Consider the following 13,454-nt stretch of genomic DNA (forward strand, 5'->3'; position numbering starts at 1 on the left):
CTGCAGCTCCCTAGGATCGGCCCCATGAGCAGAACGTCCCCACCGGAACGTCAGACCTCGGTCGCCGACGGCGAACGAACCCGAGCCTGGGCCGCAACGATGGGCGGTCATCAGCTGGCCCCCGGGCATGCCGACGAGCCGGGCGTGCGCTCGGCTCACGCGGGCGGCACCTTGCGCATCGGCCAGGCCGCGGGTGCGTCTCAGGCATCTGCTCCAGCCAACCGGGATGCCCGCGAACAGGCCGAGCACGCCTGGATGGCCCCGGGCGCCACCCGATCCGAGGGTGCCGGCCACCGGCGACGACAGGAGGGGCCCGACCCCGAGCGCACCTGCTTCGAGCGCGACCGGGACCGCATTCTCCATTCCCCCGCCTTCCGCCGCCTGGCTGGAAAGACCCAGGTGTTCATCTTCCCTGACGATCATCAACGCACCCGCCTGACCCATGCCCTCGAAGTGGCCCAGGTTGCTGTGGCCATGGCCACCGCCCTCCGCCTCAACGTGGCGTTGACCGAGGCGATCGCACTGGGTCACGACTGCGGACACGGCCCTGGTGGGCATGCGTCAGAGGACGCGCTGGGCCCGTACCTCGACGAGGGCTACGACCACGCGGTGTGGGGCGCCGATGAGGTGCTCACCCCGCTCAACCTGTGCACCGAGACGCTTGACGGCATCCGCAACCACAGCTGGTCCCGCCCGCGGCCCGCCACACCCGAGGGTCTCGTGGTCAGCTGGGCTGACCGCATCGCCTACACCGCGCACGACTTCGAGGACGCGGTCACCGCCGGCATCGTCGACCACGGCGCCCTGCCACCGCAGGTGGCCGCCTATGGGGACAGCGTGCGGTCCGGGCAGCTGCGGGCATTTATTGCCGACGTGATCCATGTGGGGCGCACACACGGCGTCGTGGGCATGACCGACGAGGCATCCGGCGCGCTCGCAGCATTCCGACGGTTCAACTACGAGAACATCTACCTGCGCCCCGCATCGGTCGTCGCCGCCGACTCCGTGGTCGCGATTTTGTCGGCGCTCGTCGAGTACTACGCCGACCGACCCGGCACGCTGCCCCCCGACGTGTTGACCGGCCAAGCGGACGGTCCCGTACCCACAGCGGGCTCGACCCAGGCGCTCCGGGCGGCGGTTCGCTGGGTGGGCGGCATGACCGATCGCTACGCCTGTGCAGAAGCCCTCTCAAAGCTCGGTTGGGACCCGGCCAAGCTTCCGACCGGCGTCGACACCATGGGCCTCCGCTAGTCCGAACCTGCGCTGTCATCGGGCTCGACCGGGAGCTCGATGCCGGGGAGTTTCAGCTGGGGGTTCTCGCCCGCGAAGGCACCGCGAGCCCGTTCGGCGGCCATGGCGATCCAGTCGTCCCCGGTAAACACCCAGAATCGGCGCTCCAGCACCGCCGACCACACCAGGTCGGCCACCTCCGACGGGTCCATCCCCGACGCGATCAGTTGGGCGACCATCGCTCCAGGACCGTCCGCTCCCTCCTCGCCTTCGGACAGCCCGCCTTCGCCAAACATCGTGGGGCCACCATGACGCTGGGGCCGGTTGCGGCCGGCTTCGTAGATGCGGGTGCGCACCCAGCCCGGGCAGAGCACCGAGGCCCCCACCTCGGGATGGCTGAAGGACAGCTCGTGATAGAGCGCTTCCGACAAGGCCACCACACCGTGCTTGGCGACCGAGTACGGCGACATGAACGGCGGGGAGGTCAGCCCCGCCATCGAGGCGGTGTTGACGATGTGGCCTCCGCCCGACCGGACGATCAGCGGCACGAAGGTCCGGACGCCGTAGACGACGCCCCAGAGGTTCACCTCCATCACCCACTGCCAGTCGGACATGGGCACCTCCCACGACAGGCCACCGGCAGAGACCCCGGCGTTGTTGCACACGAGGTGCACGGCGCCAAAAGCGTCCATGGTCGCCTCGCCCAGGGCTGCGACCTCGTCGGCGGAGGCAACATCGACTCTCACCGGCAGGGCTCGGGCGTCAGCGACGAGCACACCTTCGTCGGCCAGTTGACCAGCCACCTCGACCGCCGCGGGTTTGTCGACGTCGGCCACCACGATCGACATGCCGGCCTCGGCGAACCGGCGGCACAATGCAGCGCCGATTCCTGACCCGCCTCCGGTGACCACCGCCACCCTGCCCGCCCAATCCTGCGCTTCACTCATGTGTTCCCCCGTCGTCAGCGCCCAAACGCGCAACCGCCCGGCCGCATCGAGCGGCCGGGCGATCAACTTAGGTCAACCTGTCGGAGTGAAAGCTCCCGTGCACCGGTCGGGTTTCCACCGCAACCAGGCACCGCTCCAGGAGTATCTCAGTACTTGTAGTGGTCGGGCTTGTACGGCCCGGCCTTGGGGATCTCCAGGTACTCGGACTGCTCGTCGGTGAGCTCGGTCAGCCGCACGCCAAGGGCGTCGAGGTGGTAGCGGGCGACGTCCTCATCGAGCTGCTTGGGCAGGCGGTGCACACCAAGCGGGTAGTCCTCCAGCCGCTGATGGAGCTCCATCTGGGCCAGCACCTGGTTGGAGAACGAGCAGCTCATCACGAAGCTGGGGTGGCCGGTGGCGTTGCCCAGGTTGAGCAGGCGCCCCTCGGACAGCATGATGATCGAGTGCCCATCGGGCCAGGTGAACTCGTCCACCTGAGGCTTGACGGTCACGCGCTGAATGTCGGACGAGCGCAGCAGGCCGGACATGTCGATCTCGTTGTCGAAGTGCCCGATGTTGCCCACGATCGCCTGGTGCTTCATGGCGGCCATGTGATCGAGGGTGATCACGTTCTTGTTGCCGGTGGAGGAGATGAAGATGTCGGCGGTGCCGATCACATCCTCGAGGCGGGCCACCTGGAAGCCCTCCATGGCGGCCTGAAGGGCACAGATCGGGTCGATCTCGGTGACGATCACCCGAGCGCCCTGGCCCTTGAACGACTGGGCGCAGCCCTTGCCGACGTCGCCGTAGCCGGCGACGACTGCGGTCTTGCCGCCGAGCATCACGTCGACGGCGCGGTTGATGCCGTCGATCAGGCTGTGGCGGCAGCCGTACAGGTTGTCGAACTTGGACTTGGTGACCGAGTCGTTGACGTTGATGGCCGGGAACAGCAGCTCGCCGGACTCGAACATCTGGTAGAGGCGGTGCACGCCGGTGGTGGTCTCCTCGGTGACGCCGTTGATGCCGGCGCCGATCTTGGTCCAGCGGTTGTTGTCCTCGGCCAGCGACGCAGTGAGCGAGGCCAGGATGACCTTCCACTCGTCGGGGTCGTCCTCGTCGGCCTCGGGTACCTCACCGGCGGCCTCGTACTTGGTGCCGTTGTGCACGTAGAGGGTGGCATCGCCACCGTCGTCGAGGATCATGTTGGGGCCACCGGTTTCGGTGCCGGGCCAACGCAGCGCCTGCTCGGTGCACCACCAGTACTCCTCGAGCGTCTCACCCTTCCAGGCGTACACAGGCACGCCGTCGGGGGCGTCGGGGGTGCCGTTGGGGCCCACCGCAATGGCGGCCGCGGCATGGTCCTGGGTGGAGAAGATGTTGCAACTGGCCCAGCGCACCTCTGCGCCCAGGGCGGTCAGCGTTTCGATCAGCACGGCGGTCTGGATCGTCATGTGCAGCGATCCGGTGATCTGCGCTCCCTTGAGCGGCGCCTCATCGGTGAACAGGGCACGAATGGCCATCAGGCCGGGCATCTCGTGCTCGGCAAGCTCGATTTCCTTTCGGCCGAAACCGGCCAGGGAAAGGTCGGCCACCTTGTAGTCGGCGGGGGTCAGCATGGGTAACTCCTCTTTCTTCAGTGATCGTGGGTTCTTGAGAGGTGGTGGGGGTGATGCGGTACCAGGACAGCGGGCGGCTACCCGGCCAGGTAGGCCTTCAAATCAGAAATGGCCGGGATGGGGCCCGGATCGACGCCGGCTTCAGCCGCCATCCACAGGCTCACCAGGTCTCCGAATGCAGCCAAATCGTAGAAGTTGGCCAGCGAGCCGTCACCTTTGGCGCGTACCTCAAAGATCTCGGCCACCACCTCGGCGGTGATCTGAGCCAGGAAATCGAATCGACGTGACACGTTGGGATGTTCGCCGTCATGCCGCAGATACACCATGGAGTTCACCTGGCGGGTGACGTCGCCGTGCTGTCCCCAGGCGCAGATCTCGTTGTGGCACACCTCGGGGACGCTGCCCCAGTAGGCGGGTGCCTTGGCGTTTTCGTTGACCTGGCCTTTCCACCGATAGGCCGCCAACTCGCCGGTACGACCACCTCCGTAGATGATCGGCTGGGTACGTTCGATGTGACGCGCCAGGGTGCGAGCCTCGTTGTCGGTGTCGCCCGACGCACCGGCGTTCGCGCCAAGACGGCCCGCAACGGCTTCGATGGCGGCGTCCACCGCAGCGGCGGTGTCGTTCAAGAGCCCGAGACGCGTCGCCAAAACCACGGGGGTCAGGCCCACCGCCCCCAGTGCAGCGCGGGGCAGCGGAATGCCCTTGGGGAGGCCACACACCCCTCCACCGGCTGCCGACACGAGGTCGCCAAGCGCTCCCCCGGTGGTCACTGCGACCACGGGTGCACCGGCTGCGACCGCGGCCTCGGCGGCCACCACCGTCTCTTCGGTGTCGCCGGAGAACGACACGGCCATCACCAGGGTGTGAGGCCCCACGTGGGAGGGAAGCTCGTAGTGCCGGCTGACCTCGACCGGCACCCGACCATGCTCGGACGCCACGAGGGCCATGATGTCGCCCGAGATCCCCGAGCCGCCCATGCCGAGGACCAGGATCGACGTGACCGCTGACGCATCCGGCAGTCCATCGACCGATGATGCAAGTTCGACCGCCGCAGCCATCTGGTCGGGTAGCCCAAATGCGGCATCGAACATACCCAGCGTGTCCAACACGCCGGTGTCCGTCGGGCTCACGTGGCTGCGTCTTCGGACGACCCGCCGTCGAACGTTGGCTTGATGCCCTCGGAGGAGACCTTGGCCATGATGCGCTTGGCCTCGTCCGCATCGACGGTCTCGGCCTCCTCGATCAGCATCACCGGAATGTCGTCTTCGATGCGGTAGCGGCGGGTGAGACGCGGGTTGTACAGCGCGTTTTCATCCTGCAGGTAATACAGCGGGCCCTTGTCCTCGGGACAGGCCAGCACTTCCAAGAGCACGGGGGAGAGCGCCATGTTGATGACTCCTTGATTCGAGAGTGGCTGGGTCGAGGCCGGGTGGGACGATGCTGATGGTTCCAAGCACGACCTCAGGCTCCGGCGCATCCTATGACGTGCGCGCTCAGTCGGTCTCGCCCCGGACGAGGGCCAGCACCTCGGCGGAGTGACGCTCCATCGACGCCGTGTCGGCCGCCTCCAGGTTGAGTCGCAACAGCGGCTCGGTGTTGGAGGCCCGAAGGTTGAACCACCAATCGCCCAGGTCGACGGTGAGCCCGTCGAGGTGGTCGCGGCGGCTTCCCATGAACGCCTCCTCCACACGAGCCATCGCGTCGGTGGGGTCGGTGACCGTGGAGTTGATCTCGCCGGACGCCACATATCGCTCGTACGGCTTGCGCAGCTCGGACAACGGCTGTCCGCTGCGCGACATCTCGGCCAGCACCACGAGCGCCGCGATCAGGCCGGAGTCGGCCCGGTAGTTGTCGGCAAAGTAGTAGTGCGCCGAGTGCTCCCCCCCGAACAGGGCATCGCGGTCGGCCATGACCGCCTTGATGAAGCTGTGCCCGACACGGGTGCGGACCGCCACGCCGCCGTGTTCGGCAATGGCCTCAGGAACCGCCTTGGACACGATGAGGTTGTGGATGATCGTCGCACCGGGGTGATCCGCCAGCATTGCTGCGGCGATGATGGCGGTGGTGGTGGAACCCGACAGCCCCTGGCCCAACTCATCCACCAGGAAAACCCGGTCGGCGTCACCGTCGAAGGCCAGCCCCACGTCGGCGCCAACCTCCAACACCCGGGCGCGCAGGTCCGCCTGGTTTTCGGGCTGCAGCGGATCGGCGGGATGGTTGGGGAAGGTGCCGTCCAGTTCCCCGAACATCACCTCCAAGCGGGGCTTCAGGCCATCAAAGACAGCCGGAACCACCAGACCGCCCATGCCGTTGGCGACGTCGGCCACCACCGACAGTGGGCTGAGGCCGTCGACGTCCACAAAGCTGCGGACGTGCGCAACGAAATCGGCCAACACGTCGGTGGTGGTCAGCGAACCGGGCGAACCCTGCGGCGCCAGTTTGTTTCGGGCCAGGTCACGCACCCGATCGAGGCCGGTCTCCAGGCTGAGGGGCCGTGCGCCGGAGCGGCAGAACTTGATGCCGTTGTAACCGGCGGGATTGTGGGAAGCGGTGAACATGGCGGCCGGCGCATCCATCGATCCGCTGGCGAAGGAAACCTCGTCGGTGGAGCACAGCCCCAGGTCCACCACATCGAGTCCCTGGCCGGTGACACCCCGCGCAAATGCCTGCACGAAGTCCGTACCGCTGGGCCGCATGTCCCGCCCCACCAACACACGGTCCGGCGCCCGCTCGTCCGCCGGCATCCCGTCGGGCAGCCCGAGCAGGAACCGGGCGAATGCCGCACCGATGCGCTCCACCAGTTCCTCGTCCAGCTGTTCGGGCACGAGGCCTCGCACATCGTAGGCCTTGAAAATGCCGTCCAGGTCTGCCACGAAACCAACACTAGTGGTGGGTGCGGACAACCTCCCAGGTGAGCGACCACGAACCGGGCGGCCGGGGGCCGGCGCTACGCAGGAGGAGGGTCCCCGTCGATCTCGGCGGGCTCCTGCGCCGAGATCATCCAGTCGGGCGATGGTTCGGCGGTGGCGTCGGGATCCGTTCCGCCGTCGGGTTGATCGCCGATCACCGGCCCGTTACCGGCGGCCGGCGGCGGGCCGTCGATCGGGCCGACCGGATCGGACCGGCTGATTCGCGCGAGAACCCGGATGTTCCGCCGAAGCTTGCTGTGTCCCGTCTCAACGAGCGCCTCACGCGGGGTCGGATCGCCGGGTTCGGCATCCCCGGCAAACTGCCACGCCCTTGGGAATCGGGGCGTGCGAACGACGAGCAACAACACGACGATGACCACACCGGCCAACGACAGCGCCATCCCCAACCACTCCACGCCGCTGCGGCCGTAGCTGAGCGAGACGTTCTTCTGGGTTGGCACGACCACCATCAGGTTGGGCGCCACTCGATACGGGCCTTCGGCGCCGTCGGCTCGCCAGTTGGGGAAATAGCTGGTCTTCACCAGTACCGGCTTGCCCACCTGATCCACCGTGAAGCTCATCGACTGCTGCTCAACGACGATGTTCGAGACCTTGGCCGGAGTGATCGGAGTTCCCGGCACCGCCCCCTGACAAGCGAAACCGTAAGGCGATTCGGGGCCCACCTCATCGGCTCGGGCACCACAGCGCACCCGGGTCCAGTCCTTTGGCCCATCGGCCGCCAGGAAGGTGCTCCAGTTTGCAGTGTCGCCGTACCAGGCGACCGTCGGGTCCAGCCAGTGGGCGTGATCGGCTGCCACATCGGTCATCACGATCGGCTCGTGGTCCAGACCGCTGACCAGCTCCGATCCAGCCACCTCGAACACCACCCATGGCTCGGAGAGCACTCCGGAGTCGCCCGCCAGGTTCTGGCTGGGGACCTCAGCCACCTCGGTCAACGGCGCATCGGGCCCTTCGGTGAGGGCGCGGGCTTGTTGGGTCGCCTCCTCGCTTCGGCTGAGGTAGTACTTCACGCCGTACAGCTGCAGACGCTTCACGCCTTCAGCGACGTCGAGATCCTCATAGGGCAGGTCACGCTGGGGTCGGGACGGTTCCTTGGACAGCAGCGACTGGTTGAGGAAGTGAAACGGGGTGGTCATGGAGGCCTCGAAGTAGAGCCCCTCCATCGAGCCGATGCAGCCATCGGTGAAGTACGGCAGCAGCATGGGCGCCATCGGGGTGCCGTAGTCCTCGATCTGCTTGTAGTACTCCCACATCGCCCGCCCACAGCCCCGCTCCTTGCCCACCCGTGCCATCGTCGACATCAGCGCGCTGTACTCCGGGTAGCGCTCCTTGGCCTGGAGACCACCGAAGTTCCAACTGGCCCAACCCGTGGCCTTGTTGGACTGGGTCGAGAGGAACGGACCGAACTGATGGCCGCTGAGCTGCGGCACCGACGACTGGTCCTCCACCACGGTGGGGGCGTTCACGCTGGTGGACTTTGCACTGGGGGGCAATCCGATGGGCAGCCCAACCGCCAGAAACACCGTGATGACGGCGGCGCCTGCCAGGATGCCTGAGACAACCGGCTGCAGGCGTTCCCGCTTGGTCACAAATGCGGCGAGCGCCCCGATGAGCAACGTCACGGCCACGGCGGCCAGCAGGTCGAGCGAAAGTATGTAGAAGGGCAGCACGCGGGCGTTCCAGAACCGGCCCTGGGGCATCAGAATGAAGCCGCCGACGCCAAACAGCGACCAGAGCGCAAAGGTCAACCCGGCCCGATTTGCCCTGACGATGCTGAGCACCGCGCCAATGACCGCCAACCCAAAGATGATCTCGTGGTAGGGCATGGCGTTGGGCAACAGGTATTGCCAATACGTGCTCGCCGCGCCGTTCACGGCCGGACCCACCTTCTCCCAACCCATGTCGTTCAGGTAGTCACTCCGCAGGTAGAACGGAACTATCCAGAACGCCGAAAGCAACGCCCCGGTGGGCATCACCACCATGAGCCACTTCATCTGGCGCCAACCCGGACGGAGCAGGAACATCATGGCGGTTGCCCCGACGGCGAAGAACAACGGGATGACGTGACACAGGGCCACCAGTCCCAGAAGCGTCGCGGCGATGGCCCGATGCCTGCCGGTGCTCAAACCCCTGGCAACCACGCCCAGGAACACGAGGGTGACGGCGAACGCAATCGAGAATGAAAACTCACCCGCCATGGTGGAGGCGACGTTGCCGCCGTAGATCGTGAAGTGCGAGTCCCACACGAAGGCCAGCGCGGCCATCGACATCAGCATTGGGCCGGGGAATCGAAGACGCAAGGAGGTGCCCAGGAAGAACGCCGCCCAGGGCATGGCCAGCAGGCCCGACACGCTGACCAGCTTGAACGCCACGTTCGGGTCGACGTCGACGCACAGCGGCAGAATCACCACCGCCGCCACCAACATGGCGGCCCGCGCCAGACGGGCCGTGAACATCGACCAGCCGTAGACCAGGCCAGGTACCAGGACCACGAGCAGTGGGAGGCCGATCAGCGGTGGCAACCCCGCATCCAGCATCACGATCGCCAGCGCCGGAACCACCATGTAGAAGGTGTAGGCAGGAAAGCCCGCATACCAGTCCTGGCTCCACCCCGAGAGGCGCAGCGACGGCAGCAGGATGTCTTTCAGGTAGTCCGGGCCCCACACGTGTGCCCCCATGTCGCCGCCCGTCGGGGTGCTGGTCGACAGCAGGCCCCCACCGCGATTCAGCGTCGCGAAAATGAAGATCGTGCAGGCCGCCAGAACCACGTAGTTGGCCGCTTGCGCCGCGTCGAAGCCGGACGGCCAGGTTGGAAGAAGTCGCCGGTCGGCTTCGCCGGCAGTGGGATTCCGGGGCGCGCCGTGTTCCAATTCAAGTTCCGAGATTCCGGCGGGGGTCTGGTCTTGGGCTGGCGCGGCGGGCGCGGGGGGATCAACCACGTCGGTCATCCCACCATCGTGCCATGAGCACCTGGGTTCTCCTCATCGGAGGCCCCGGTGATCAGCCCGCCAGCAACGGACTTGAGACGCCCCACAGCACCAACAGGCTGCAGAGGTTGAACACTCCGTGGGCCACGATGGACGGGCCCAGCCTCCCCGAGCGCCAGACGAGCCCACCCAGCACCACGCCCACCAGCGTCAGTCCGGGCAGTTGGATGAGGTCGGCCCCGGTTGCGATGTGGCTGAGGGCGAAGAACGCTGCGACGGCCACCAGTCCGGCCACGGCGCCCCAACGGTGCCGCAGGCCGGATTTCGCCGAGGTGCCCTCGGCCAGCTGCATGGCGGTGCGCTGCGCCACCCCCCGGTAGTACATCTCCTCAACGACGGGAGCACCCACCGCAACCATCACCACCAGGACCACCTTTCCCAGCACGCCGGGCGACGCGTTCACCAACTCTCGGGCTGACGCCGAGGGGTCGCCGGACACCCCGGCGTTCTCCAACACCCGGTAGAGCAGGTTCACCCCCCAGTGCAGTCCGAACCCCGCCACCAGGCCCACACCAAGGTCCTGTGGAGCGAACCCCCATCGCACGAACCCGCTCAGCCGCTCCCCCTCACGGCGGGCCATCCACCAGAGACCTCCCACGGTGACCCCCCAGAACGGAATCTGGCTGACCACCAGCGAACCGGCCGACAATGGCGCGCCCGGATCGACGAATGGCGCCACCAGCAACCCGGCGACCAGACGCGACCCAAGCCACAGTCCCGCCAACCACAACAGGCGGGTGACCGCCACGTCGGTGCCCGGCCGACCGTCGGATGTGGTTTCGTTGTGCGTTGGGGCCGCGTCGCGATGCGATCGCCGACTCATGGGACGGCTAACCGGCAGCGAGATGCGTCACGGACGACTGACGATCGTCCGCTGCGAGGGAGTCGGAGCGCCGGTCGACCAACCGCCAGCCCTTGGGGACCGAGACGGAGTCCGCGTGGAGCGAGCAGAGGTCGTGCACCATGGGGTGCCCATCAACGGTGAGGTCGTCCAGCCAGACCGAGCCGGAGTCGTACGAGTAGGACATGGTCGCCGACGCAGCCGTGGAACAGTAGGGACGAGCACACACCCTGCTGGTGGACCGGCGCCGCTCGGCGGCCCGTGACCCGGAGTAGTCCCTGTCCGCCTGGGCGCGGTCCGAGCGTGCATTGCCTTGGTGAGCACCGCCAACGTGACCACTCCCGGAACGACTCATGGCACCACCGTACCGGCAGCGGTCACACCAAGCGGGGGACCCTGACCGCCAATCGGGGCTGGGACGACCCACAGTCTCAGCCGCTGTGCATCGTCGAGCAGGGGTCCACCCCGTACACTTCACCGGATGGCAGAGCAGACCCGACCTCCGCAACCCTCAGGCCAGGGCAAACAACCGAACGCCGGCGGCCAATCCTCCGGTGGATTCCTTGGCGGCAAGCTGCCCAGCTGGTCGATGTTTGTGTTGTTGGCGGTGGTGATCGGCTCGGTGCTGTGGTTCTCCAGTGCCGAGCCCAAGTCCAACGAACTCCGCTACGACCAACTGGTCACTCAGATCAAGCAAGACAAGATCGAGTCGGTGACGTGGGACAACACCACCGGCAAGATCGAGGGCACCTTCGCAGGCACCGGCGACAAGACCTTCACCTCCACCGGGCCCGCTGAGGCCCCCCAGGGGCTCGAGGCGCTGCTGAAAGAGAACAACGTCGAGTACACCTTCGAGACACCTCAGCAGAGTGGGCTTCTGTCCCTGCTGTCCATCATCCTGCCGTTTGCGTTGATCCTGGGCTTCTTCGCCTGGATGCAGCGCCGTGCCTCAGGCCAGATGTCGGGGGTGATGTCGATCGGCCGCTCGAAGGCCAAGACCTACTCCTCCGAGCGGCCCGGCACCACGTTCGCCGACGTGGCCGGGTACGACGGCGTGAAGATGGAGATCAAGGAGGTGGTCGACTTCCTGAAGGAGCCCGACCGCTTCGCAGCGATCGGCGCCCGCATTCCCAAGGGCATGTTGCTGGTCGGCCCGCCCGGCACCGGGAAGACCCTGATTGCACGGGCGGTCGCCGGTGAGGCGGGGGTGCCGTTCATGTCGGTCACCGGCTCGGACTTCATGGAGATGTTCGTCGGCGTCGGCGCATCCCGGGTACGCGATCTTTTCGAGTCGGCACGCAAGGCCGGCCGCGCCATCATTTTCGTCGACGAGATCGACTCGATCGGCCGTAAGCGCGGCGCCGGCATGGGCGGCGGCCACGACGAACGTGAGCAGACCCTCAACCAGATGCTCAGCGAGATGGACGGGTTCGAAGCGACCGAGGGCATCGTGATGATGGCGGCGACCAACCGCCCCGACATCCTCGATCCGGCTCTGCTCCGACCGGGACGCTTCGACCGCCAGGTGGTGGTGCCGCTGCCAGAGCTGGAGGATCGGCGCCGCATCCTCGAGGTCCATTCGAAGTCCAAGAAGATGTCTCCGGACGTCGATCTCAACCTGGTCGCCCGGGGCACACCCGGCATGTCAGGTGCCGATCTGTCCAACCTGGTCAACGAAGCCGCGCTGTTTGCGGTTCGCAACGGCGAGAACGAAATCCACGCCCGTCACTTCGAGGACGCACGGGACCGGGTGATGATGGGTCAGCGACGCGAGTCGATGGTGCTCTCCGAAACCGAGAAAGAGGCCATCGCCTATCACGAGGCCGGCCACGCCGTCTGCGCCGCCGTGCTGCCCGAGATGGACCCGCTGCACAAGGTCACCATCATTCCCGCAGGCATGGCGCTCGGCGTCACGATGACGCTGCCCGACGAGGAGCGCCACATCCACCGTCAGAATTTCATCGAGGACCGCCTGGTCATGATGCTTGGCGGACGCACCGCCGAGGAGATCACGTTCGAAATGGTGTCAACAGGCGCCGCTGACGACCTGGTGAAGGCAACCCAACTGGCGCATTCCATGGTGAAGGAATGGGGCATGTCCGAACGGGTCGGCCCCATGGCATGGGGCACTCAGGGTGCCGTGTTCCTCGGCGACGACATGATGCAGACGAAGAGTTACTCCGACGAGATGGCCCGGGTCATCGACGAGGAGACCGAGAAGATCCTGCGGCGGGCACAGAGCCGCTGCCGGGAACTCCTTCGCACCGAGCGAAACGGCCTCGACCTGGTGGCACGGCAACTGCTGGAACATGAGACCATCGACGGGGCCGAGGTGCTTCGTCTCGTCAAGGTGGGCCGCACCGGCGAACCGGGCCATCCGCCCGATCCAGGCACGGCACTACCGTCGGCCATACTCGGCCAGGCCGCAAACGGCGCCGGAATGGACGCCCCGATCCAGGACCCCGCCGAGGTTCACTGAGCAGGTGGGCCAATCCCCCGCTCAGGTCTCCCTCGCCGCCGCAACGGCATCCCACAACTCAATCGTCTGAACCGGACCGAGGAAGCTGCCCACCACGGTGCCCTCTGCGTCGGCGATGATCGTGGTGGGCACGCCATCGATGCGGTAACGGGTGTGGCTCTCGGGCTGTTCCTGAACCGACACGGCACACACCGCCACCTCATCGGAGGACAGCGGGAGTGCGCGCTCGACCACACCGGCACAACCATCACACGTGTCCGAGGTGAACACCACCACCAGCCAGGGGCGATCCGGATGATCGAAGTCGGGTCGAGCCACTCGGGCAGGGACCGTGAAGCCGCTGGGGGTCGGCACCGCGTCGCTGCCACGACGGCGTGAGGCCACTGACACCAACACCGTCAGCACCACCACCACCGCCACCACGATCACCTGTAGCAGCACC

At 66.8% G+C, this 13,454-nt stretch carries 11 protein-coding genes; 2 read left to right on the forward strand and 9 right to left on the reverse strand.

Features of this window, described 5'->3' with window-relative positions:
• The first annotated feature begins 24 nt into the window (after window positions 1-24).
• Complete coding sequence (locus MPARV_RS0110790; RefSeq protein ID WP_012222909.1) at window positions 25-1,251, forward strand: HD domain-containing protein; 1,227 nt, start codon at window positions 25-27, stop codon at window positions 1,249-1,251.
• Here MPARV_RS0110790 and MPARV_RS0110795 read toward each other — a convergent pair.
• The 8 genes from MPARV_RS0110795 to MPARV_RS23625 all read right to left on the reverse strand — a co-directional run bounded on the left by MPARV_RS0110795 (window position 1,248) and on the right by MPARV_RS23625 (window position 10,888).
• Window positions 1,248-2,177, reverse strand: a complete 930-nt coding sequence (locus MPARV_RS0110795) for an SDR family NAD(P)-dependent oxidoreductase (RefSeq protein WP_157789560.1) — start codon at window positions 2,175-2,177, stop codon at window positions 1,248-1,250. The genes MPARV_RS0110790 and MPARV_RS0110795 overlap by 4 nt on opposite strands.
• Before the next feature lie 146 nt (window positions 2,178-2,323).
• A complete protein-coding gene (gene ahcY / locus MPARV_RS0110800) occupies window positions 2,324-3,772 on the reverse strand; it encodes an adenosylhomocysteinase (RefSeq protein ID WP_012222905.1) in 1,449 nt (482 codons plus the stop codon).
• Between the two features lie 77 nt (window positions 3,773-3,849).
• Entirely contained in the window at window positions 3,850-4,905 is a 1,056-nt protein-coding gene (locus MPARV_RS0110805; protein WP_012222903.1) for an SIS domain-containing protein, read from the reverse strand.
• Window positions 4,902-5,162 (reverse strand): Trm112 family protein, encoded by a 261-nt coding sequence (locus MPARV_RS0110810; protein ID WP_012222902.1) that lies wholly within the window; start codon window positions 5,160-5,162, stop codon window positions 4,902-4,904. The genes MPARV_RS0110805 and MPARV_RS0110810 overlap by 4 nt, the downstream gene beginning before the upstream one ends.
• Before the next feature lie 106 nt (window positions 5,163-5,268).
• A complete protein-coding gene (locus MPARV_RS0110815) occupies window positions 5,269-6,648 on the reverse strand; it encodes a phosphomannomutase/phosphoglucomutase (RefSeq protein WP_012222900.1) in 1,380 nt (459 codons plus the stop codon).
• Between the two features lie 74 nt (window positions 6,649-6,722).
• Entirely contained in the window at window positions 6,723-9,653 is a 2,931-nt protein-coding gene (locus MPARV_RS0110820; protein ID WP_020378251.1) for a glycosyltransferase family protein, read from the reverse strand.
• 52 nt (window positions 9,654-9,705) lie between these two features.
• The gene (locus tag MPARV_RS0110825; protein ID WP_020378252.1) at window positions 9,706-10,515 is read right to left on the reverse strand and encodes a CPBP family intramembrane glutamic endopeptidase; all 810 of its coding nucleotides are present in this window, start codon (window positions 10,513-10,515) and stop codon (window positions 9,706-9,708) included.
• Between the two features lie 7 nt (window positions 10,516-10,522).
• Entirely contained in the window at window positions 10,523-10,888 is a 366-nt protein-coding gene (locus MPARV_RS23625; RefSeq protein WP_081582236.1) for a DUF3499 family protein, read from the reverse strand.
• Window positions 10,889-11,014: 126 nt separating this feature from the next.
• On the opposite strand from MPARV_RS23625, the gene ftsH reads away from it, so the two are divergent.
• Window positions 11,015-13,012 carry an ATP-dependent zinc metalloprotease FtsH gene (ftsH, locus tag MPARV_RS0110835; RefSeq protein ID WP_020378254.1) on the forward strand — a complete coding sequence of 666 codons (1,998 nt, stop codon included), beginning with the start codon at window positions 11,015-11,017 and terminating at the stop codon, window positions 13,010-13,012.
• 21 nt (window positions 13,013-13,033) lie between these two features.
• On the opposite strand, the gene MPARV_RS0110840 is transcribed toward ftsH, so the two are convergent.
• A complete protein-coding gene (locus tag MPARV_RS0110840; RefSeq protein WP_020378255.1) occupies window positions 13,034-13,453 on the reverse strand; it encodes a YbbN family protein in 420 nt (139 codons plus the stop codon).
• Window position 13,454: the final 1 nt, after the last annotated feature.

This window comes from Candidatus Microthrix parvicella Bio17-1, assembly GCF_000299415.1.
GTDB classification, from domain to species: Bacteria; Actinomycetota; Acidimicrobiia; order Acidimicrobiales; family Microtrichaceae; genus Microthrix; species Microthrix parvicella.